This window comes from Caulobacter sp. GW821-FHT11E10, assembly GCF_058808375.1.
The window spans coordinates 279374-301250 of sequence record NZ_JBXARP010000006.1 but is presented as its reverse complement, the minus strand read 5'-3'; the positions used below and the strand labels follow the sequence as shown (position 1 = coordinate 301250).

Sequence of the window (21877 nt, the reverse complement as noted above, 5' to 3'; positions counted from 1 at the left end):
CCGTCGCGGCCGGAGCAGCCCCTCGCTCCGGCCGCCCCTCTTCACAGCATCGTCCGCATACGGGAGACGCCCATGGCTCGACCCACGATTTCGCTCGTCCTGGCCCTGCTGGTCGCCGCCGGTTCGGCCTCGGCCGGCTCGCCCGAATGGGAGACGCCCGAGGCCAAGGATCGCAAGACCTTCACGCCCTATCTCAAGGACGAGGCCCTGGTGTTCAATGTGCTGGCCGGCCCGCCGGGGGAGGGGGAGGCTATCGCCTTCGACGACGCCATGGCCGTGCTGAAGCGGCAGAAAGAGACCTCGCCGGAACGCTGGCGCGAGGCCGAGGCCGACGCCGATCGGCTCTATGACCGGTTCTCCGAAGCCTTCGGCGCCAAGCTGGAGCGCGCCAGCCTGCCGTTCACGATCCGGCTGTTGAACCGGCTTGAGCGCACGGTGGGGCGTCCGGTGTTCGCCGCCAAGGACGTCTATCAGCGGGCCCGGCCCTATCAGGTGATGAAGCTGACGCGGGTCTGCGGCAAGGCGGCGCCGGATCCTGATCCGGATCTCAGCAAGCGCACCTCGTATCCGTCGGGCCACTCGGCCTATGGCTGGACCGCCGCCCTGGCCCTGGCGGACCTCGCCCCCGAGCGGGCGGGAGAGGTTCTGCGGCGCGGCGTGGCCTATGGCGACAGTCGCGTGATTTGCGGCGCCCACTTCCCCTCCGACGTGGAGGCCGGCCGCCTGATGGCCACGGCCGTCTATGAGCGTGTGAAGGCGACGCCGGAGTTCCAGGAGGACTTCGCCTGCGCCCGGGCCGAGCGGACCGGCGACGCCGCGCGCGTGGCGACCTGCCGGGCGCGCCAGCCTCAGCCTGTGGGCTAGGACCCCGGCGTCGGCCTGACGGACGATCATTCATTTCGGCTTTGAGCCCGGCCTGCGATGGCCAGGCGAACCTCGCGGTGCGGGTAAGGCGCGCACTTGTGCGCGGCTGTTGCGTCTACAGCAGCGGCCTTCGCCCTCGGCGAGGGCGCTTAGAGCGCTATGCGCTATCAGATGGAATTCTCTTCGCGATGTGGTCGGGGCCCAAAGCTTGAATTGCTTTGGACCCCGATGGTGCCACGACAGGGACTCGAACCCTGGACCTCAGCCTTACCAAGGATGCGCTCTACCACTGAGCTACCGCGGCGAAGAGGAGGGGCGTATAGCGAGGAGAATCGCAGATGCAAAGCCCTAAATCACCTTGACCGGTGATCTTTGTCGCCGCACCTCCGACGCATGCCGATCAGCGACGACAAGACGACCCGCGAAGCCAAGCTCGCCGAAGCGCTCCGGACCAACCTGCGCAAGCGAAAAGCCGCCGCCCGTGGGAGTTCCGGCGATTTCGACCTCGCGATCGCGGCGGCGGAAGCGGCGCCGAAACCCTATAACGCCGTTCGCAAACTGCTGGGGATAAGTCACCGCGACGGAGGCCGGGTCGAGCTTGTGGTCGAGCTTTCCGCGCCGTTTCCGAATCCCGACGGCGAGGACTGGGCGGTGGCCGTGCGGCTGAGCGGCGACGGCGGTCAGTTCGACACCGACTGCGGCAAGGTGGCTTTCGGGCGCGATGGCTTGGCGGCGACGCGCAAGGCCATCGACCTCGCGCAGGTGGCCCTGGACCTCGCCAGCACGACCCACGACCTGCGATGGCCGGACGACGAGCGTCCGTACGACCTGTCAGCGCCGATTTAGTGGCGCCAAATTAGTGGAGAGGGGCCTTGCAACCCCTCTTGCAACGGATAGAACCCGCCCCTCACATGTGAGCCGCGCGGCGACCCTCCGTCCGCGCGTTCGAGGGACCTAATGGATCGCATCGCCATAACCGGCGGCGCGCGGCTGAACGGGACGATCCCGGTCAGCGGCGCCAAGAACTCGGCCATCAAGCTGATGGCGGCCAGCCTGCTCACCGACGAGCCGCTGCGCCTGACGAACATGCCGCGCCTGGCCGACACCCGGTTCCTGGGCAAGCTGCTGATGCGCCTGGGCGTCAGCGTTGTCGAGAGCGACGGCGACGCCGGCCAGCAGACCGTCCTGCATGCGCCGGAAATCGTCAGCGGTTTCGCGCCCTACGACCTGGTCCGCCAGATGCGCGCCTCGTTCAATGTGCTGGGTCCGCTGGTCGCTCGCTCGGGCCAGGCGAAGGTCTCGCTGCCCGGCGGCTGCACCATCGGCGCGCGTCCGGTCGATCTGCACCTGCAGGCGCTCGAGGCCCTGGGCGCCAAGATCGACCTGCATGAAGGCTATGTCTACGCCCAGGCCCCGCGCGGCCTGAAAGGCGCGGAGATCAACTTCCCGATCGTCTCGGTGGGCGCCACCGAGCACGCCATGCTGGCGGCCGTGCTGGCCGACGGCGTCAGCGTGATTCACAACGCCGCCTGCGAGCCGGAACTGATCGACCTGCAGGAATGCCTGAACGCCATGGGCGCCAAGGTCGAAGGCGCGGGCACGCCGACCGTCACCATCACCGGTGTCGCCCGCCTGAGGGGCGCGACGCATGCGGTGATCCCCGACCGGATCGAGATGGGCACCTATGCCGTGGCCGCCGCCATGGCCGGGGGCGAGGTCCGCCTGACCAACGCCCGTCCGGGCCTGATCGACAACCTGCTGGCCAAGCTGGAAGAGGCTGGCGCCAGCGTCGAGCACACGGTCGACGGCTGTATCATCCGCCGCAACGGCGATCGCCTGAACGCGGTCGACATCGAGACCGCGCCGTTCCCCGGCTTCGCCACGGACCTGCAAGCCCAGTTCATGGCGCTGATGACCACCGCGAACGGTGAGAGCCGCATCCGCGAGACCATCTTCGAGAACCGCTTCATGCACGCCCCCGAGCTGATGCGCCTGGGCGCGGACATCTCGGTCTCGGGCGGCGAGGCCCGCGTGCGCGGCGTCTCCCAGCTGGAAGGCGCCGAGGTGATGGCCACCGACCTGCGCGCCTCGGTCAGCTTGGTGATCGCTGGCCTGGTGGCGCGTGGCGAGACCACGGTCAGCCGCATCTACCACCTGGATCGCGGTTTCGAGCGCCTGGAAGAGAAGCTGGGCGCCTGTGGGGCCCAGGTCCGCCGCATCGCGGGCGACGGCGAAGCGGAGCTCTGAGTATGGCCGAAACTGGCAAACCCCTGCGCTTGCTGGCCCAAGACGCCGAGGACCTCGGCGTGCTATCGGCCGCTTTGCAGGACGCGGTGGCCAAGATCGGCGACATCCGCTGGGACGCTCAGGGCCGCACCCTGACCCTCGCCTGCAACCGCTTCCGCTGGGAAGCCAAGGGCAAGAACAAGGAGCGCGTGCGCTCGGCCTTGCAGTTCGGCGACGTGTCCGGCGTCCAGGCGCGCAACCTGCGCCGTGACGCCAAGGGCGCGGTGGTCGAGCTGCTGTCGATCAGCTTCGACCCGGCCGAAGAGGCGCCGGCCGGCGTCGTCACCCTGACCTTCGCGGGCGGCGGCGACATGCGCCTGTCCGTCGACTGCCTGGACGTGGCCCTGGCCGACGTCTCGGAGCCCTGGGCCACGCCGCGCACGCCCGGCCACGCCGACTAGGCGACTAGGCGACTTCAAGAACGTCGTTGCGCCGATTGCCAGTCGGCGCGAACCGCTCCTAAGCTCCTCCCTCGCGTCGAGGCGGGGGCCGGCGCGGGCCCGAGAGGCATGCGCCCGCGGAGAGCCGCATGCGCGCGCCCGACAGCGATCTGTGGAACGAGGACCTGGCCCCGACCAGCGAGGCCCAGCGCACCTGGCGCTGGCGGCACTTCGCGGCCCTGTGGCTGGGCATGGTCATCTGCGTGCCGGCCTACATGCTGGCCTCGGGGCTGATCGAGCAGGGCATGTCGGCGGGGCAGGCGGTGCTGACCGTGCTGCTGGGCAACGTTATCGTGTTGGTCCCGATGCTGCTGATCGGCCATGCCGGCGCGCGTTGGGGCGTGCCCTATGCGGTGCTGGCGCGGGCGTCGTTCGGCTGGAAGGGGGCGCGAATCCCGGCGGTGGCCCGGGCCATCGTCGCCTGCGGCTGGTACGGCATCCAGACCTGGATCGGCGGCGGGGCGCTGCTGACCCTGCTGGGCGTCATCGTCGGCAAGAAGCTGGAGGGCGCGCCGCTGCCGTTCCTGGGCATCGGTCCCGGGCAGTTGCTGGCCTTCTTCGTCTTCTGGGCCATTCAGCTGCTGTTCGTCACCAAGGGGCTGACGACGGTCCGCAAGCTGGAGACTTGGACCGCCCCGATCAAGATCCTGATCTGCGTGCTGATGGTCTGGTGGGCGGTGTCCAAGGCCGGCGGTCTGGGTCCCATCCTGCACCAGCCCTCGGCCTTCGACGCCGGCGGCGCCAAGGCTGGTCAGTTCTGGAGCGCTTTCGCCCCCGCCCTGACCGCCATGGTCGGCTTCTGGGCGACGCTGGCCCTGAACATCCCTGACTTCACGCGGTTCGCGCGCCACCAGTCGGATCAGATCATCGGCCAGGTGATCGGCCTGCCCGCGCCGATGGGCCTGCTGGCCCTGGTCAGTGTCGTGACGACCTCGGCCACCACCATCGTCTTTGGCAAGGCGATCTGGGACCCGGTTCAGCTGGCCGGCGACATCGGCGGCATCGCGGTGGTGGTGGGCCTGCTGATCATCAGTCTCGACACCGTATGCTGCAACATCGCCGCCAACCTGGTCGGGCCGGCCTACGACTTCTCGGCCCTTTGGCCCAGCAAGATCAGCTATCGCACCGGCGGCTGGATCACGGCCGGGATCGGCGTGCTGATCATGCCCTGGAAGCTGCTGGAGACGACCCAGGGCTATATCTTCACCTGGCTGGTCGGTTACGGCGCCCTGCTTGGGCCGATCGCCGGCATCCTGATCGTCGACTACTGGCTGGTGCGGAAGACACGGCTGGCCGTGAACGATCTCTATGCGAAGGACGGCGCCTATGCCTATCGCGGCGGCTGGAACCCGGCGGCGCTCGTGGCGCTGGTGCTGGGGGTGCTGCCGAACCTGCCGGGCTTCCTGGCGGCGGCCGCGCCGCACCTGTTCGGCGGCGTGGGAGCGTTCTGGACAGGGCTCTACACCTACGCCTGGTTCGTGGGCCTGGCGATCGCCGCGACGGTCTATGGGGTGATGATGCGGGGCAGGGCGTAGAGGCGCTTGCAGGCTTTCTGACTTGCTTGCCGGCGCAAAAGTCGCATTTAAGCGCCCATGCGCCGCTTCTCCTTCTCCGATCCCGGTTTCGCCGCCGCCTTCAAGGCCTTCCTCGATGAGCGCCGTGGCTCGCCGGCCGATGTCGACGCCGCCGCGGCCGAGGTGCTGGAGGCCGTGCGCACCCAGGGCATCGACGCCGTGCTCGACTACACCCGCCGCTTCGACAAGGTGGAGCTGACCGCCGAGACGATCCGCGTCACCGCCGAGGAGATCGAGCAGGGCGCCGCCGAGACGCCCGCCGACGTGCGCGAGGCCATCGCCTTCGCCGCCGCCCGCATCCGCGCCTACCACGCCCGCCAGCGCCCGGCCGACCAGGCCTGGACCGACGAGGTCGGCGTCGAGCTGGGCTGGCGCTGGACGCCGATCGAGGCCGTGGGCGTCTACGTCCCGGGCGGTCGCGCGGCCTATCCCTCGACCGTGCTGATGAACGCCGTGCCCGCCCAGGTGGCCGGCGTCGACCGCATCGCCATGGTCACCCCGCCCGGCAAGCTGCAGCCCGCCGTGCTGGCCGCGGCCAAGGAAGCCGGCGTCACCGAGATCTGGCGCGTGGGCGGGGCCCAGGCCGTGGCCGCCCTGGCCTATGGCGCGGGTCCGATCCAGCCGGTCGACAAGATCGTCGGTCCCGGCAACGCCTATGTCACCGCCGCCAAGCGCCGCCTGTACGGCGTGGTCGGCATCGACGCCCTGGCCGGTCCCTCCGAGATCGTTGTGGTCGCTGACGGCGCCAACAATCCCGACTGGATCGCCGCCGACCTGCTGAGCCAGGCCGAGCACGACCCGGCCGCCCAATCGATCCTGATCACCGACGACGAGGCCTTCGCCGCCGCCGTCGAGGCCGCCGTGACCGAGCGCCTGAAGACCCTGGCCACCGGCGTGGACGCGGCCGCCTCGTGGCGCGACCACGGCGCGGTGATCATCGCCCCGCTGGACGAGAGCCCGGCCCTGGTCGACGCCATCGCCCCCGAGCACGTCGAGTTCACCATGGAGAATCCCGAGCGGCTCTCCGACCGCGTGCGGCATGCCGGAGCGATCTTCCTGGGGCGCCTGACGCCCGAGGCGATCGGCGACTATGTGGCCGGCTCGAACCACGTGCTGCCGACCAGCCGCGCGGCGCGCTTCCAGTCGGGTTTGTCGATCTACGACTTCATCAAGCGCACCTCGATCGTGAAGTGCGACCCCGCCTCGTTCGGCATTCTTGGGCCACACACGGTGGCCCTGGCCACGGCCGAGGGGCTGCCCGCCCACGCCCTCTCGGCTTCGGTGAGGTTGCCATCCGGCGACTGACGCGCGAACCTCCCGCGGCAGATGAGCACCGACGACCGCGCCAGCCATAAGATCAAGTCGATCGAGATCGACGACGACAGCCTCGCGGCCGCTTCGCGCGACCAGGAGCAGGAGCGCCAGGTCGCGATCTTCGACCTGATCGAAGGCAATTATTTCGAGCCGGCGGAAGCGAGCGCTGGTCCCTACGACATACGCCTGTCGTTGCTCGAGAACCGCCTGGCCTTCGACATCAGAGGGCCGGACTACGAGCGCCGGCACCTATTGTCGCTGTCGCCCTTCCGGGGGGTGATCAAGGACTATTTCCTGATCTGCGACAGCTATTACTCGGCCATCCGGAACTCGACGCCGCAGCAGATCGAGGCCTTGGACATGGGGCGGCGGGGGCTGCACAACGAGGGTTCGAGCCTCCTGCGCGAGCGCCTGGACGGCAAGGTCAAGACCGACCTCGACACCGCCCGCCGCCTGTTCACCCTGATCTGCGCCCTGCACTGGCGGGGTTAGTTCGGTGACGGATCTGCCCGATGCGGTGTTGTTCACCTGCAACTACAATCGCGTGCGCTCGCCGATGGCCGAGGGGCTGTTCAAGCGCTTCTACGGCACGCGGGCCTTCGTCGACTCGTGCGGGCTGAAGCCGGATCCGGCCGGGGAGGGTATCGACCCGTTCGTGATCGTGGTGATGGACGAGCTGGGTCTGGACGTCTCGGATCACAAACCCAAGACGTTCGTCGAGCTGGAGGACGACAGCTTCGACGTCGTGGTCTCCCTGACCCCCGAGGCCCAGCACCGCGCGGTCGAGTTGTCGCGAGATCGCGCCGTCGACATCGAGTACTGGCCTACCCACGATCCGACGCTGGTGGACGGCTCGCGGGAAGCGCGATTGGAGGCCTATCGCGAGGTTCGCGACACCTTGGCCGAGCAGATCAAGCAACGTTTCGGCGCGCCATCGACGTTCGGGGGGTAATTGCGTTATAGAGGCGCCTCGCCGCGAAGGCCCTCGTCCCGACACCCCTGTCGGGCGTAGCCTCGCGGCTATCCGATTCGTCCATTTGAGAGGCCTGATGGCTAAGGAAGAACTGCTCGAGTTTCCCGGTACGGTCAGCGAATTGCTGCCGAACGCCACGTTTCGCGTGAAGCTGGAAAACGACCACGAGATCATCGCCCACACCGCCGGCAAGATGCGCAAGAACCGCATCCGCGTGCTGGCCGGCGACAAAGTCCTGGTCGAGATGACCCCCTACGACCTGACCAAGGGCCGTATCACCTACCGCTTCAAGTAGGACGCCCATGGCTTCGCGAATGGCCGCCCAGCCGTCGCTGGTTCTGGCCAGCGCGAGCCCCCGGCGCCTCGACCTGCTGGCCCAGGTCGGCGTAACGCCCGACCGGGTCGACCCAGCCGACATCGACGAGACCCCGCTGCGCGACGAGACCCCGCGCCGCCACGCCCTGCGCCTGGCGCGGGAGAAGGCGCGCGCGGTCGCGTCCCGGGCGACCGGCGACTTCGTCCTGGCGGCGGACACGGTGGTCGCGGTCGGCCGGCGTATCCTGCCCAAGGCAGAGACCGAGGCCGACGTTCTCTATTGCCTGAAGCTCCTGTCGGGCCGGAACCACAAGGTGCTGACGGGCGTGGCCCTGATCGCGCCGGACGGGCGCGAGGCTTCGCGCCTGGTCGAGACCAGGGTCGGCTTCAAGCGCCTGTCCGACGCCGAGCGCGACGGTTATGTCGCCAGCGGCCAATGGAAGGGCAAGGCGGGCGGCTACGGCGTCCAGGGCCTGGCGGGCGGCTTCATTACCGATCTGCAGGGCTCGTACCCCAGCGTCGTCGGTCTGCCGCTCTACGAGACCCTGAACTTGCTCAGTGGACTGGGGTACCGGTCATGAACGCCAAGACCTTCGGCGACAGGACAGCCGCCGCCAAGCCCGCCAGCGAAAGGCGCGCCTATCTCTACAAGGGAGTCGGCGAGACCGTTGGGGTGGTGACCCTGGATGGCCGCCCCGAGCGCCTGTTTGTGACTTGGCCGGACGACGACCCGCTGGACGCCGAGGGCGTGCGCGGCGTCGCCCGCATCAAGAAGATCGAGAAGGCCTTCGCCTCGGCGTTTGTTCAACTGCCCGGCGGCCAGGATGTGATCCTGCCGCTGCGCCCGGACATGCCGCCACTCGTCGAGGGTGGAGTCGTCGAGATCGAGATCAAGACCGCCTCGCGGCTCGGCAAGGCGGCCGTCGCCCGCTTCGTCGCCGAAGGGCAGGGCGAGCCTCGCGTGCTGGCCCAGGCCCCCACGATCGAGGAACGCCTCCGTCACCATGTGAAGTCCGGCTCGCCCACGACGGGCGACAAGGCCCTGCCCGCCGTCGAGGAGGCCGAGGCCGACGCCCTGGCCACACTCTTCGCCTTGCCGGGCGGCGGCGACATCGCCGTCGAGACCACGCGCGCCCTAACGGCTATCGACGTGGACCTGGGCGCGCGGGAATCGACCGATTCGAAGCGGGCGGCGCGGCAGGCGAACATGGCGGCGCTGAGCGTCGCCGCGCGGGTCCTGCGCTTGAAGGGGCTAGGAGGCATTATCGTCTTCGACCTCGTCGGTCGCGGCCACGACGGTCAGGCCCTGACGACGGCGGCCCGCAACGCTTTCATCCTGGATAACCCCGGTGTGGGAATCGGGGCGATCAGCAAGTTCGGCACGCTGGAAATGATCGTCCCGCGCCGCGCTCCGCCGATTCTCGACCGGCTCCTGGCCGTGGGCGGCGCGCCGCATCCTCGCTACGTGGCGCGTCGCCTGGCGCGCGCCCTGGAGCGTGAGGGCAGGGCGGATCCCGGCGGTCGCCTGACGGCGCGTTGCGCGCCCGCCGTGGCCGAAGCTTTCATGAGCGAGCTCGACGCCGGCGTGGCCGAGCGCCTGGGCCGCAGATTCGCGATCGAGGCCCAATCCGGCTGGCCCGTCGACCGCCTGGAGGTGTCCGCCGCATGAGCAGCAAGTGCCCCATCTGCGGCAAGCCGGCCGAAACCGGCTTCCGCCCCTTCTGTTCCAAGCGTTGCTCGGACGTCGATCTGCAGCGCTGGCTGAGTGGTCGCTATGTCGTCCCGGGCGGCGAGAGCGACGACGAAAATCCGCTGTCGGAAGACATCCACAGGGATTGAAAAACGAGGCTAGACATCCCGTTCGGCCTCACCTATAGACCCGGCTCCTCGCTGCACGGCGAGGTCGCCGAGGCGGTTTCGACCGCCAAAGCAGGATGCCTGGATAGCTCAGTTGGTAGAGCAGCGGATTGAAAATCCGCGTGTCGCTGGTTCGAATCCGGCTCCAGGCACCACCACCTTCTTCCTTTCGGAAGCTAGAACGCCTTCTCGAGCCGTCCTGCGCACAGGCCGGCCGTTTTGCGTTTCCCGCCGCAGCGGCGGTTGATCCGTCGGACCGCCGCTCCCATCTGCCAAGTCGGCGGGCGCCTTTCTTCACAGACCAGCGTTTTGTTGCCTTGCTGCGATGCAGCATGGTTTTTCTCGTTATCAGGGAAAAACCGCCCCTATTTCCGGAAAACCCTTTTGTGCAGCGCAGTAAAGCCCGGTGGCGCGGGGCCCCGACGATGAATTTGTGCCCAAATGATCCCCTTGACGGTGCGAAAAGGGGTTGCCAAAGGACCTCAGCCGCAATTCTAACATTGCGGTAAGACCGGAGCCCTTCGCGGGGCGTCGGTTGCCCGCGCTTCGAAACGATCCTTCTGGGGCTTGGTCCTCGTGAGGGGCGTAACGGGTCGAGCGCAGCGAAGCGGGTCCGCCAGGTTTGGGAGAGCAATCTACCTCCAGGTGGGCTATTCAGAGTTAGGGTGGAGACGCTCTCGCGCGACGACCCTCGGTCCAAACGTGCTAGACCAATCAGGAACTGGCGAAAGATGCTCGACATTAAACGGAAGACCCCCCTCATCGCTCTCGTCGGCGCGCTCGCGCTGATGGCGAGCGCCCCGGCTTTCGCCCAAGACGCCGCGGCTCCGGCCCCCGCGACTTCGGAAGCCGCCGCCCCCGCCGCTCCGGCCGCTGACGCCGCCGCTGCTCCGGCTCCGGAAGCCGCTCCCGCCGAAGAAGGCGGCGAGAAGAAAGCCAGCCACTCGCTGACCCCGGTCGGCATGTTCCTGGCAGCCGGCGCCGTCGTTAAGGTCGTCATGATCGGCCTGCTGCTGGCCTCGGTCTTCTCGTGGGTGCTGCTGCTCACCAAGATTTTCGAGTTCAACGCCCTGAACAAGCAGTCGGACAAGTTCCTGGAAGCCTTCCGCGGCGCTCGCTCGATCGCCGATATCGCGCGCATCAGCTCGTCGGAAGAATTCGAAGGCAACCCGATGGCCGACATGGCCGCCGCCGCCTCGCAGGAAGTCGAACTGTCGCGTCAAGCTGGTCTGGCTGTCGCCGGCGAGCACCGTGACTCGACGCTGGGCCGCGCCACCTACGCCATCAACGCGGTGCAAGCCTCGCTGGCCAAGCGTCTGGGCGGCGGCATGGTGTTCCTGGCCTCGGTCGGTTCGGCTGGTCCGTTCATCGGTCTGTTCGGTACGGTTTACGGCATCATGACGTCGTTCATCGGCATCGCGAACACCAACACGACCAACCTCGCCGTCGTGGCGCCGGGTATCGCTGAAGCCCTGCTCGCCACCGGTATCGGTCTGTTCGCCGCTATTCCGGCCGTTATCTTCTACAACTACTTCCAGACCCGCATCTCGGGTTACGGCACCCGCTCGGAAGGCTTCGTTGCTGAACTGATGAACGCCATCTCGCGTCAGCTCGACAAGGGGGCGTAACATCCATGGCCGCCAAACTCTCAGGCGGTGGGGGCGACAGGTTCAACGTCGAGCAGAACAGCGACATCAACGTCACGCCCTTTGTGGACGTCATGCTGGTGCTCCTGATCATCTTCATGGTGGCGGCTCCGCTCGCCTCCGTGTCGATCGAAGTGAACCTGCCCGCGGCGGTGGCGAAAGCATCTCCTAACCCGCCGAAGCCGGTTTACATCTCGATCCAGGAGTCGGGCAAAGTCTACATCGGGGACTTCGAGACCTCGATAGACTCCATGGGGCAGGACATTGCCAAGAATATTGGCAAACGTGACCCGTCCAAGGAGCGCATCTTCATCCGGGCCGACGAAAAGGTTCGCTACGGGGCTTTCATGGAAGTGATGAACACTCTCCAGGATAATGGCTTCTACAGCGTTGCTCTCGTTGGACGGGATGATAGCTAGGTAGGGGTGCTGCATGGCTGAACAACAAACGCCCGAGCATCGCCACTACGATCCGCTCACTTCGGAAGGTCCGCGTCGCAAGAAGGGCCTCGGCCCGTTCGGTGTCGCGCTAGTCGTGGTCTGCGGTCTGCACGGATTGCTCTTCGCGTACCTCGCGAAGCAGAAGTTCGAAGCGGTGTTCCAGGAGTACTCGGACGACGCCGTGGATGTGGAGCTTCCTCCGCCTCCGCCGCCGCCGCCCCCGCCTCCTCCGCCGCCGCCGCCGACCAATGAGCCGCCGCCGCCTCCGGCCGTGGTGCAGCCGCGTCCCCCGGTGGCTCCGCCACCGGACGTGACGCCGCCGCCGCCGCTGCCGATCCCCCCCGTTGAAAAGCGGGTGGAACAGACGGCTCCGCCGGTGATCTCCTCGGTGCCTCCGGTGCCGTCGAACCCGCCGGCTCGCGCCTCGGTGATCACGCGTCCGGACTGGGCCCGCAAGCCCTCCGGCGATGACATGGCCCGGTACTACCCGGACCGTGCTCAGCGGATGGAAGTCAGCGGTCGCGCGACGATCTCGTGCACCGTGACCGCCAAGGGCACGCTGGAAAGCTGCTCGGTGGTTTCGGAATCGCCCGCGGACATGGGCTTCGGCGACGCGGCTCTGCGTCTGTCGCGCCTGTTCCGGATGAAGCCGAAGACCCTCGACGGCGCGCCCGTCGATGGTGGCCAGGTGACCGTCCCGCTGGTGTTCCAAGTCCCGCAATAGGGCCTGGATCACGGCGAAAACAAAGAAGCGCCCCGGAGTTTCGGCTCCGGGGCGTTTTCCTTTGGAAACGGCAAACGAGAACGCGCGCATTTTCCTTTGGAAAGAGGGTGTTTCGGCGCTTGATCCGGGAAGCCGGTCCGACTAAAGACACTCCCTCGCGATGCGCCGCCTTAGCTCAGTTGGTTAGAGCGCCGGTTTGTGGAACCGGAGGTCCTCAGTTCAAGCCTGAGAGGCGGTACCATCGCAGACCACAGAAAAGCCCGGGGTTCGCCCCGGGCTTTTTGCGTTTCCGCCTTGCCTATGGCGGCTACCCGACAAAAAAGATCGCCGTGGACGGATCGAACAGCGACGCTAAAGCGTTCCCCACTCGTGAACGGGGAACGGCGTATGTGGGCTGGTGGTAGGCGCCTGGTTCAGGCCGGCGTGGCGGTGCTTTTCCAGATCGCATCGACCGGGATCGCCCACGCCCAGAACGCGCCCCGAGATCTTGCGGATCTGTCGATCGAGGAACTGGGCGATGTCCAGGTCACTTCGGTCTCCAAGCGGGCGGAGAGCGTGATGGACGCTCCCGCGGCGGTCTATCGGATCGGCCGCGAGGAGGCCTTGCGCTTCGGCGCCGACAGCTTGCCCGAGTTGCTGCGCCTGGCCCCCAACCTCCAGGTCGCGCAAAGGGGCGCGGCGGGCTACGCGATCAGCGCCCGAGGCCTGAACGGCAATCCCGAGGCCCAGAATTTCCCCAACAAGCTGCTGGTGCTGATCGACGGGCGAAGCGTTTACTCGCCGCTCTATTCCGGCGTCTACTGGGACATGCAGGAGGTCCTGCCCGTCGATCTGGACCGTATCGAAGTGGTCGGCGGTCCCGGTGGAACACTGTGGGGCGCCAACGCTGTGAATGGCGTGATCAACATCACGACCCGGTCCGCGGAGGAGACACAGGGGCTCTATCTGCAGGGCCGGGTCGGCAATCAGGGGCGGAGCGCCAGCGCCCGCTACGGTGGCCGGTTGGGCGCCGCCGGAGCTTTCCGCGTCTATGCGCGGGGCGCCCGCCTTGACGCGACACGGACAGCCTCCGGAGCTCCGGCGGGAGACGCCTTCCGTCGCGCCCAGGGTGGCTTTCGCGCCGACTGGGCCTTGGGCGACGGCGACAGTCTGACCCTGTCCGGCGACCGCTACGACGGCGCGGGGGATCAGGGCGCCGGCGCGCGCGAAGACATTTCGGGCCGCAACCTCATGGCCCGCTGGCGGCGTGAAGGCGAGGGTTCATCCCTTCAGGTCCAGGCCTATTACGACCACAATCGTCGGGCCACGTCCGGGGGCGGAGCCTTCGGATTGAACACCTACGACCTTGATCTGCAGCATGCCGTCGCGCGGGGGCGCCATCAGTGGGTCTGGGGCGGTGGCGCACGGGTCAGCCGCTATGACATTCGTGGGACGGAGAGCCTGTTGTTTCGGCCCGCGGCGCGGACCCTGAAGCTCTACAATGTCTTCGTGCAGGACAGTCTGGCGCTGAGCGAACGGGCCAACCTTACCCTGGGCCTCAAGGTCGAGAACGGTCCCTACGCCGGCGCGCAATGGCTGCCCAATGCGCGTCTCAACTGGCGCGCCGCCGAGGCCGTGAGCCTGTGGGCTGCGGTCTCGCGGGGCGTCCGGGCGGTGACTCCGTTCGACAGCGACGTAGTCGAGAGGCTGGGCGGGGCGGACTTCCTGGTCGGCGGTCCGGACATCCGGCCCGAGAAGTTGACGGCTTACGAGATCGGCGCGCGGTTCAAGCCCGGCGACCGCGCCTACGTGTCGGTGTCGGCCTACTACAGCGCCTATCGTGACCTACGCAGCATCGAGGTCGCGCCGGCCGGATTCCTGCCCCTGCGCTGGGGCAATGGCATGGCCGGCCACGTTCAGGGCGTGGAGGTCTGGGGCGAGTACAGGATCCAGGCCTGGTGGCGGATGTCGGCCGGCGCCACGGCCTTGACCAAGCGCCTGAAGTTCAAGCCGGGCTCCAGCGGCATACTCGGCGCGGCCCAGGCGGGCGACGACCCGAGTGGGCAAGCCTTCCTGCGCTCGTCCATGGACCTGTCGACCGCGGTCAGTCTGCACGCCGACCTGCGCTACGTCGCTGAATTGCCGACGCCGCGCACGCCGTCCTATGTCGAGCTGGGCGGCCGCCTGGCCTGGGCGGTGAATGACCGGGCCGAGATCGCCCTGGTTGGCCGCAATCTGCTGCACGACCGACATCCGGAGTATCCGCAGGGGACAGAGATCCCCCGCGCCCTGAGCGTGGATCTGCAATGGCGGTTCTAGGTTCAGACATAACGCGAGGCAGGCCGCTTGGCGGGCTGGCCGCCGGCCTGGCGCTCTGCGTCGTCCTGGCGGGGCCGGCGAGGGCGGGGGACGCGTCGCTCGAGTACGCCGTGAAGGCCAACTACCTCTACAAGTTCACGCCGTTCATCGAATGGCCCCCCAAGGCGTTCGAGGCCTCGACCAGCCCGTTCAACCTGTGCGTCGCCGGGCAGGACCCGTTTGGCGCGGCGGTCGACCAGATCGTTCGTGGTCGCCATGTGGGAGACCATCCGGTCGCCGTCGTGCGGCTGCAGACCGTCGCCAAGGGGGCGGCGTGTCATCTGTTGTTCCTGGGTCGGTCCCGCCTGCAGACGCCGCAGCAGATGCTCGCCGCGGTGGCCGGACAACCCGTGCTCACCGTCGCCGATCAGGGTCTGAGCGCGAAGGGGGCGATGGTGCAGTTCGTGATCGTCGACGACCGGGTCCGGTTCGAGATCCGCGGCGATGCGGTCCAGGCGGGCGGACTGGTCCTGAGCTCAAAGCTCCAGGCCCTGTCGACGTCCAAGAAGGGAGACGGGCGATGAGCGACTCCAAGCCCCTGGACCATCGCCCGGCGCGCCCGGTCCTGACGGTCTCCATCGCCGTGGGCCTGGCGGTCGCCATCGTCGCGGCGGCGTTCGGCATGGCCGTCTACAACGAGAGCCTCAGCCAGCAGGAGCGGGCGCGGCAGGCGCAGGTGCAGGCCCGGATCCTGGCCGGCAGCGTCGCCGCCCCTCTGGCCTTCGACGACCGCGCCGCCACGCGGGAATATGTGGCCGCCCAGAGCTCCAACCCCGATGTCGAGGCGGTCGGAGCCTACGACATGCAGGGACGGCTGATGGCCGGTTTCGTGCGATCGGGGCCGGGGCTTCCCGCCCGTAACGCTGTCGGCCCGCCCCGCAACGACGGCGCGCGCCTGGTGGTCACCCATCCGGTGACCGAGGGCGAGACGGTTCTCGGATCGGTCTATCTGCGTTCGGTGCTGGAATCGCCGGCGCGCCGGGCCATGCGCTATGCCGGCTTCGCGCTCTTGATCGTCATGGCCGCCCTGCTGGTGGCGGTGATGGGCGCGGCCAACGCCCGCGAGGGCGAGGCCTATCGCAAGCTTCGCGCCGAGATTCGCGAGCGCGAGAAGGCCGAGGACGCCCTGCGCCAGTCGCAGAAGATGGAGGCCATGGGCCAACTGACCGGCGGCGTGGCCCACGACTTCAACAACCTGCTGATGGTGGCCTCCAGCGGCCTGGATCTGCTGGAGCGGACCACCGACCCGACCCGGCGTGATCGTCTGCGCCAGGGCATCCGCCAAGCCATCGATCGCGGCGCCAGCCTGACCCAGCAGTTGCTGGCCTTCTCGCGCCGCTCGCCGCTGAAACCCGAGGTGGTCGACATCAGTGAGCGGATGGCCGGGATGCACGCTCTGCTGGATCGTTCCCTGCGCGAGGACGTGACGGTCGAGGTAAAGCTGGCGGCGGACCTCTGGCGGGTGGAGGTCGACGCCTCCCAGTTGGAGGTCGCTGTCCTCAACATCGCGCTCAATGCCCGCGACGCCATGCCCGACGGCGGGGTGATCACGATTGAGGGCCGCAACGAACCGTCAGGGCGTCCCGAAGGGGCCGGCGACGCGATCCGGCTATCGATCCGCGACACCGGCGTCGGCGTGGCGCCGGAGATGCTGAGCCGGTTGTTCGAGCCGTTCTTCACCACCAAGGCCGTGGGCAAGGGGACGGGACTGGGCCTGTCGCAGGTCTACGGCTTTGCGCGCGCCTCCGGCGGCGAGGCGGGCGTGGATAGCAAGCAGGGGGAGGGCACCACCGTCTGGCTGCGCCTTCCGCGCTCGACCAAGGCCCCGGTAACCGAGGTCGCGGTCGTCGCGCCGACCACCTCGGCGAGATCGAAGCGTCACCGCATCCTGCTGGTCGAGGACGATGACAGCGTGGCGCAACTGGTCGAGGAGATGCTGCGCGAGCTGGGCTACGACGTGAGGCGGGCCGGCGACGCTCTGGCGGCGCTCGAAGTCTTGCGAGCCGACGTCGGCTTCGACCTGGTGTTCAGCGACATGGTGATGCCCGGCGATGTCGGCGGCCTCGACCTGGCGCGGGATATCACCCGTCTGCGGCCCGAGCTGCCGGTGATCCTGACCACGGGGTACAGCGCCGCCGCCGCCGCGGCCGCCAACGAGGGACGACGGGTGCTGATCAAGCCGTATCGGATCGAGGCCTTGGCCATCGAACTCGACACCGCGCTCACCAGCGCGCGAACGGGGACTTAGGAACCGCCTCCGCCGGGGATGGGTTGAAGACAGCAGCCCAGAGGAGGACTTCCATGTCCAAGACCCCCCCGATCCCGCCCGAACAGCGCGCCTTCAAGGGCCAGAAGCCCGATATCGAAGGGCGCGGCGGCCGCCAGGACGGCCTTCAGTCCGACGACCCCGGCAACGCCGACGTGAACCTGGAAGAGCAGGGCCGTCACGGCAATCTGCGTCAGAACACGACCCACTCGGGCAACGTCCAGGATCGCTGACCCAAACCATGTCGGGCGGTCGATTGTCGGTCGCCCGACATTGAAAACGCTTCTCATTCAAGAGTTTCCCGCGTTTGGAACGCGAAGCGCGACAAGGGAGTTGGTTGGCGGAACAGGTTCAGGAGAAACACCCATGGCAGCCCCTTCGAAGACCACGACCAAATCCACCAAGCCGCGCCGCACGCGCCGCACCGCCCGCCGTGATCCGCTGGCGATCAGCCTGCTGAAGAAGGACCACCGCGAGGTGGAGGCGATGTTCGACGAGTACGAACAGCTGGAGAGCGACGCCGAGAAACAGGCTCTGTTCAGCAAGATCGCCCTGTCCCTCAAGGTTCACACTCAGATCGAGGAAGAGATCCTCTATCCGGAAAGCCGCGGCGAAGTTGAGGACGACCTGCTGGACGAAGCCTATGTCGAGCACGACGGGGCCAAGAAGCTGATCGCCGAGATCGAGGCGATGAAGCCCGGCGAAGAATTCTACGACGCCAAGGTCAAGGTGCTCAGCGAGTACATCAAGCACCACGTCAAGGAAGAGGAGCAGCCCGGCGGCCTGTTCTCGCAAGCCAAAAAGGGCGACGAGGACCTCGAGGCCATGGGCGAGCGCCTCAAGGCCCGCAAGGAAGAGCTGATGGCCCAGATGGCCGGCAAGTCCGCGCACTAGACCTTCGACGGCTACACGGCGAACGCCCGGTCCTGGTGGCCGGGCGTTTTGCTATGTGAGGTCAGCCAGCTTGCCCGCCAGGCGCAGATCCTGGACGAACTCGGCATAGGCCCGCGCCCGAGTCTCCTCATCGGGAACGCGCAGCAGAAACGACGGGTGATAGGTCACCAGGCCTTGCGCCTGGTCGGCCAGCTGCAGCGCCTTTCCCCGGTTCGCCCCGATCGGCGTCGCCTTGCCGATCACCGCGAGCGCCGCCGTCGCGCCCAGGGCTACGATCACCCGGGGCCTCACCAACCGGCGCTCGGCGTCCAGCCACCAACGGCAGGCGGTGACCTCGTCCCGGTCTGGCGTCTTGTGGATCCGCCGCTTGCCACGGACCTCGTGCTTGAAATGTTTCACGGCGTTGGTGACGAAGGTTCGGTCGCGCGGAACGCCGGCCTCGGCCAGCGCCTTGTCGAACACCTGGCCGGCGGGACCGACGAAGGGGCGGCCCGCCAGATCTTCCAGATCGCCGGGCTGCTCGCCGACGAACATCAACGCCGCGCGGGCGGCGCCTTCTCCCGGCACGCCCTGGGTGGCGTCGCGCCACAGGTCGCAGCGACGGCAGACCTGCACGCCGGCGTCGACCTCGTCCAGGGTCGTCGGCGCGCCTTGGCCATAGGAAGCATCACGCGTGTGCCGCAGGGCGGCTTTCAGCTCGCGCTCCGAGGGGCGGCGAGGTCGGGCGTCGACCATGGCGGCGGCGCGGTCCTGGGCGGTTTCGATCAGGTCGGGAATGAGCCGCGCCTCCGGCAGGTTCCGCCAGTAGCGTTTCGGCATCTCCTGGCGCATCTGGCGGGGGTTGAGGCGAGCCGGATTGAAGATCGAGGCGTAGTAGGTGCGCCACAGCTCTTCCTGGGCGTCCTCGGACGGCGCATCGGCGGGATCGGCGCCTTCGGAGACCGTCAGCCGCTCGCGATCCCAAGCCACGCACGCATCGGGAGTGAGGATCGTCCAATCCATGTTGGTGAAGCGGCGCGCGAAGAACGGCGCGACGGCCTCCGTAACCCGATGGGCCGGCTCGAACCAAGCGGCGTAGGTCTCGTTTTCCGCGCCTTCGACCAGGCGAAAGCGGACGAAGGCCTTCATCTTGTGGGCGGCGCGGCTGACGGCCTTGGCCATGTCGCGAGCGCGGGCCATGTCGGGATCGGCCGGGTTCTCGACCAGGCGCGGCTCGCGCTCCAGCCGCCAGAGGATGCGATAGAGCAGGGCCAGGCGGTCCGGCGCGCGGTGCAGGATTACTTGCTCGGCCAGCTCGACGAAGGCGGCGGGGACGGTGAAGTCGCCGATCTTGCCGGATGGAGCGGCCGGGGCGGCATCCAGGTCGAATAGCTCCCGTTCCACGGTCCAGACCACCGCTTGCGGCGCCACGCCTTCGGCCCTCAGCATCCGAGCGGCCGTTCGCCAACCCGTGAAGTCAATCTCGGAAGCCAGGCGTACAACCCGCATCAGAAGAGACTCAGCTGCTGGGGTTGGACCAGGGCGGCCTTCAGGCTCTCGCGATCGGTCAGCGCCCCGGGCGTCCAGTCAGCCGTGACCAGGAAGGCCTTGGCGCGCTTGAGGACGGCCCCGACCCGCTTGAGATCGGCTAAGGTCAGGGCCGCCACCCGGCGGGCGGCGAGAATGCGCTCGACGGCCTTGGCGCCGAGGCCGGGTACGCGCAGCAGGGTCTCGCGGTCGGCGGTCTGGACGTCCACCGGGAACCTTGCGCGGTTCTTCAGCGCCCAACCGGTCTTGGGATCGACGGTGAGATCCAGGTCCTCGCCCTCGGCGACAATCTCGGGTCGTTCGAAGCCGTAGAACCTCATCAACCAATCGGCCTGGTACAGGCGATGCTCGCGCAGCAGGGGCGGCCGCGCCAGGGGCAGGCGATGGCTGGCGTCAGGGATTGGACTGAAGGCGGAATAGTAGACGCGCCCAAGGCGATAGGCGCTGTAAAGCGTGGCGCTGCGGGCCAGGATATCGCCGTCCCGAGCCTCGTCGGCGCCGACGATCAACTGGGTCGACTGGCTGCGGGCGAAGGTCCGCCGCCCTGCCTTCTTCGCGGGTTCGGCCCGATCCTCGATCGCCAGGCGCATGCGGCCCATGGCCCGCTTGATGTCGGTTGGGCTCTTCTCAGGCGCCAGGGCCCTGAGGCTGTCATCGCGCGGCAGCTCGATATTGATCGACACGCGGTCGGCGTAGAGCCCGGCCTCGGCCGCCAGTTCGGGCGAGGCCTCGGGGATCAGCTTGAGATGAATGTAGCCTCGGAAGTCGTGGTCCAGCCGCAGCGATCTCGCCACCCGGACCATGGCCTCCATCGTGTAGTCGCCCGTGCGGATGACCCCCGACGAGAGGAACAGGCCCTCGATGTAGTTGCGCTTGTAGAAGCTGAGCGTGAGGTCGACGACCTCCTTCACCGAGAAGCGCGCCCGGGGCGTGTTCGAAGACACGCGATTGATGCAGTAGGCGCAGTCGTAGATGCAGAAGTTGGTCAGCAGGATCTTCAGCAGGCTGATGCACCGGCCGTCGGGCGCATAGGCGTGGCAGATGCCCATGCCCTCGGTCGAGCCCACGCCCTGGCCGTCTAAGGAATTGCGTTTCTCGGCGCCGGACGATGCGCACGAGGCGTCGTACTTGGCGGCGTCGGAGAGGATGGCGAGCTTGCGCCTGAGATCGAGAACGGCCATGCGCGGCACGTTATCGTTCTTGATTTGTTCTAGATAGTCTTCACGCGCGAAGCTGGCGCAGGGCGCAACATCGCGCGTGAATAGAAGCGTCGGGAGGCGGACACTTGGGATGTCCGCCTCCCAGAATTATCCCGAGGGAATAATTCGCCTCAAGCATGGAACGCGACGGACGCCGAAACCGGTATCCGCTTTCGACTGCCGCGCCCTCGAAGGCTTAGCCGTTGACGGCGTCCTTCAGTTGCTTGGCCGGCGTGAAGGCGACCTTCTTGCTGGCGGCGATTTCGATGGTCGCGCCCGTGGCCGGGTTACGACCAGTGCGGGCCGGCTTGGCCTGGACCTTGAACTTGCCAAAGCCCGGGACCGAGACTTCTTCGCCCTTCACGGCGGCATCCGAGATCGCCTTGAAGACGCCGTCGATGATGGCCTTGGCTTGGGTCTTGGTCAGCTTATCGTCGGCGGCAACAGCGGCGTCGACCAGATCGGAAACGTTCATCTTCTCAAGCTCATTCCTGTGAATCAGGGAAGTTCGAGCCTGACGAGGCCGATCGCATTTGTCACCCGCTAGGGAAGGTTAAAATGCCGATTCACGGGGACAAAACGCCCGTGGGCCAGGGTTTTTCGCGAAATCGCCGGTCAGCCAATGGTCAAGCTTGGCTCAAAAGCCGTGGCGACCGTCTCCAAAGCCGATTCTCGGTCGACTCGCGTCGGGGTGATTCCCTTGCCGAGTCGGCCGTTCTGTCGGTGGCCAGCGAGGTCTCACGCAAACAAAAGCCCGCGTCGCCGGGGCGGACGCGGGCTCTGATTTCGTCGGTTGCGAAGCGGTCAGGGCGCTTCGTCATCCACCATGGCGCGGACCAGATCGACGACCCGGCGACGCAGCCGGCGGTCGGCTAGGCGCGGGAACAGGCTGGCCAGTTCCAGGCCCTCCGGCGTCGAGACGAACTCCGTCATGCGCTGGGAGAAGCCGTCGTCGATGCCGCCGTCGGTTTCGCTCAGGCCCTCGAAGAAATAGGACACAGGCGCCTGCAGCAGCTTGGCCGCGTCGTACAGCTTGCTGGCGCTGATGCGGTTGGCGCCGCGCTCGTACTTCTGGATCTGTTGGAACGTGATGCCCAGGGCGTCAGCGACCTGGGTTTGGCTAAGACCCATCATCTTGCGGCGAATTCTCAGCCGGGCGCCCACGTAGAGATCAACGGGGTGAGCCGGTTCGGCTGCGGGTCGATCGTTCATACGCGTCAA

The 21877-nt window shown here is 67.6% G+C and carries 24 protein-coding genes and 3 tRNA genes; 22 read left to right on the top strand and 5 right to left on the bottom strand.

The window, feature by feature from the left end; genetic code table 11:
- Positions 1 to 72 precede the first annotated feature (72 nt).
- Positions 73 to 864 (top strand): acid phosphatase, encoded by a 792-nt coding sequence (locus AC1RRV_RS14645; RefSeq protein ID WP_492860383.1) that lies wholly within the window; start codon positions 73 to 75, stop codon positions 862 to 864.
- Between the two features lie 229 nt (positions 865 to 1093).
- On the opposite strand, the gene AC1RRV_RS14640 is transcribed toward AC1RRV_RS14645, so the two are convergent.
- Positions 1094 to 1168: transfer RNA gene (locus tag AC1RRV_RS14640), tRNA-Thr, on the bottom strand.
- 89 nt (positions 1169 to 1257) lie between these two features.
- Between AC1RRV_RS14640 and AC1RRV_RS14635 the strand changes: the two genes are divergently transcribed.
- The 21 genes from AC1RRV_RS14635 to AC1RRV_RS14535 all read left to right on the top strand — a co-directional run bounded on the left by AC1RRV_RS14635 (position 1258) and on the right by AC1RRV_RS14535 (position 17930).
- Complete coding sequence (locus AC1RRV_RS14635; RefSeq protein WP_492860382.1) at positions 1258 to 1710, top strand: hypothetical protein; 453 nt, start codon at positions 1258 to 1260, stop codon at positions 1708 to 1710.
- 111 nt (positions 1711 to 1821) lie between these two features.
- On the top strand, positions 1822 to 3111 hold the full coding sequence (gene murA / locus AC1RRV_RS14630) for a UDP-N-acetylglucosamine 1-carboxyvinyltransferase (protein ID WP_492860381.1): 1290 nt from the start codon (positions 1822 to 1824) through the stop codon (positions 3109 to 3111).
- A 2-nt stretch (positions 3112 to 3113) separates the two neighbouring features.
- On the top strand, positions 3114 to 3551 hold the full coding sequence (locus AC1RRV_RS14625; protein ID WP_492860380.1) for a DUF2948 family protein: 438 nt from the start codon (positions 3114 to 3116) through the stop codon (positions 3549 to 3551).
- Between the two features lie 128 nt (positions 3552 to 3679).
- Entirely contained in the window at positions 3680 to 5125 is a 1446-nt protein-coding gene (locus AC1RRV_RS14620; RefSeq protein ID WP_492860379.1) for an NCS1 family nucleobase:cation symporter-1, read from the top strand.
- A gap of 57 nt (positions 5126 to 5182) precedes the next feature.
- Positions 5183 to 6469, top strand: coding sequence for a histidinol dehydrogenase (hisD, locus tag AC1RRV_RS14615; protein ID WP_492860378.1), 1287 nt, complete (start codon positions 5183 to 5185; stop codon positions 6467 to 6469).
- A 21-nt stretch (positions 6470 to 6490) separates the two neighbouring features.
- Complete coding sequence (locus AC1RRV_RS14610; protein ID WP_492860377.1) at positions 6491 to 6970, top strand: UPF0262 family protein; 480 nt, start codon at positions 6491 to 6493, stop codon at positions 6968 to 6970.
- Between the two features lie 4 nt (positions 6971 to 6974).
- Positions 6975 to 7430: an arsenate reductase/protein-tyrosine-phosphatase family protein gene (locus AC1RRV_RS14605; protein ID WP_492860376.1), complete on the top strand. Its 456-nt coding sequence runs from the start codon at positions 6975 to 6977 to the stop codon at positions 7428 to 7430.
- Positions 7431 to 7527: 97 nt separating this feature from the next.
- Entirely contained in the window at positions 7528 to 7746 is a 219-nt protein-coding gene (gene infA / locus AC1RRV_RS14600) for a translation initiation factor IF-1 (RefSeq protein ID WP_004617696.1), read from the top strand.
- Positions 7747 to 7753: 7 nt separating this feature from the next.
- Entirely contained in the window at positions 7754 to 8347 is a 594-nt protein-coding gene (locus AC1RRV_RS14595; RefSeq protein ID WP_492860375.1) for a Maf family nucleotide pyrophosphatase, read from the top strand.
- The gene (locus tag AC1RRV_RS14590) at positions 8344 to 9435 is read left to right on the top strand and encodes a ribonuclease E/G (RefSeq protein ID WP_492860374.1); all 1092 of its coding nucleotides are present in this window, start codon (positions 8344 to 8346) and stop codon (positions 9433 to 9435) included. Before AC1RRV_RS14595 ends, AC1RRV_RS14590 begins: the two co-directional genes overlap by 4 nt.
- Entirely contained in the window at positions 9432 to 9605 is a 174-nt protein-coding gene (gene yacG, locus AC1RRV_RS14585; RefSeq protein WP_492860373.1) for a DNA gyrase inhibitor YacG, read from the top strand. The genes AC1RRV_RS14590 and yacG overlap by 4 nt, the downstream gene beginning before the upstream one ends.
- 97 nt (positions 9606 to 9702) lie before the next feature.
- Positions 9703 to 9778, top strand: a tRNA-Phe gene (locus AC1RRV_RS14580).
- Positions 9779 to 10354: 576 nt separating this feature from the next.
- Positions 10355 to 11251 carry a MotA/TolQ/ExbB proton channel family protein gene (locus AC1RRV_RS14575; RefSeq protein WP_492860372.1) on the top strand — a complete coding sequence of 299 codons (897 nt, stop codon included), beginning with the start codon at positions 10355 to 10357 and terminating at the stop codon, positions 11249 to 11251.
- Positions 11252 to 11256: 5 nt separating this feature from the next.
- Entirely contained in the window at positions 11257 to 11688 is a 432-nt protein-coding gene (locus AC1RRV_RS14570) for a biopolymer transporter ExbD (RefSeq protein ID WP_492860371.1), read from the top strand.
- Between the two features lie 13 nt (positions 11689 to 11701).
- Entirely contained in the window at positions 11702 to 12433 is a 732-nt protein-coding gene (locus AC1RRV_RS14565) for an energy transducer TonB (RefSeq protein WP_492860370.1), read from the top strand.
- Between the two features lie 164 nt (positions 12434 to 12597).
- Positions 12598 to 12674 (top strand) — tRNA-His (locus AC1RRV_RS14560).
- 146 nt (positions 12675 to 12820) lie between these two features.
- The gene (locus AC1RRV_RS14555; protein ID WP_492860369.1) at positions 12821 to 14731 is read left to right on the top strand and encodes a TOL_0244 family TonB-dependent receptor; all 1911 of its coding nucleotides are present in this window, start codon (positions 12821 to 12823) and stop codon (positions 14729 to 14731) included.
- Positions 14719 to 15294: a TOL_0243 family YfiR-like periplasmic protein gene (locus AC1RRV_RS14550; protein WP_492860368.1), complete on the top strand. Its 576-nt coding sequence runs from the start codon at positions 14719 to 14721 to the stop codon at positions 15292 to 15294. The genes AC1RRV_RS14555 and AC1RRV_RS14550 overlap by 13 nt, the downstream gene beginning before the upstream one ends.
- Positions 15291 to 17018 (top strand): ATP-binding protein, encoded by a 1728-nt coding sequence (locus AC1RRV_RS14545; protein ID WP_492860367.1) that lies wholly within the window; start codon positions 15291 to 15293, stop codon positions 17016 to 17018. Before AC1RRV_RS14550 ends, AC1RRV_RS14545 begins: the two co-directional genes overlap by 4 nt.
- A 53-nt stretch (positions 17019 to 17071) precedes the next feature.
- Positions 17072 to 17269, top strand: a complete 198-nt coding sequence (locus AC1RRV_RS14540) for a hypothetical protein (protein ID WP_492860366.1) — start codon at positions 17072 to 17074, stop codon at positions 17267 to 17269.
- Between the two features lie 133 nt (positions 17270 to 17402).
- Positions 17403 to 17930 (top strand): hemerythrin domain-containing protein, encoded by a 528-nt coding sequence (locus AC1RRV_RS14535; RefSeq protein WP_492860365.1) that lies wholly within the window; start codon positions 17403 to 17405, stop codon positions 17928 to 17930.
- Between the two features lie 51 nt (positions 17931 to 17981).
- Here AC1RRV_RS14535 and AC1RRV_RS14530 read toward each other — a convergent pair whose 3' ends face one another.
- The 4 genes from AC1RRV_RS14530 to AC1RRV_RS14515 all read right to left on the bottom strand — a co-directional run bounded on the left by AC1RRV_RS14530 (position 17982) and on the right by AC1RRV_RS14515 (position 21868).
- Positions 17982 to 19418: a UdgX family uracil-DNA binding protein gene (locus tag AC1RRV_RS14530; protein ID WP_492860364.1), complete on the bottom strand. Its 1437-nt coding sequence runs from the start codon at positions 19416 to 19418 to the stop codon at positions 17982 to 17984.
- Positions 19418 to 20638, bottom strand: coding sequence for a putative DNA modification/repair radical SAM protein (locus tag AC1RRV_RS14525; protein WP_492860363.1), 1221 nt, complete (start codon positions 20636 to 20638; stop codon positions 19418 to 19420). Before AC1RRV_RS14525 ends, AC1RRV_RS14530 begins: the two co-directional genes overlap by 1 nt.
- Positions 20639 to 20852: 214 nt before the next feature.
- Entirely contained in the window at positions 20853 to 21131 is a 279-nt protein-coding gene (locus AC1RRV_RS14520; RefSeq protein ID WP_492860362.1) for an HU family DNA-binding protein, read from the bottom strand.
- Positions 21132 to 21460: 329 nt separating this feature from the next.
- Entirely contained in the window at positions 21461 to 21868 is a 408-nt protein-coding gene (locus AC1RRV_RS14515) for a helix-turn-helix domain-containing protein (RefSeq protein WP_492860361.1), read from the bottom strand.
- Positions 21869 to 21877 lie beyond the last annotated feature (9 nt).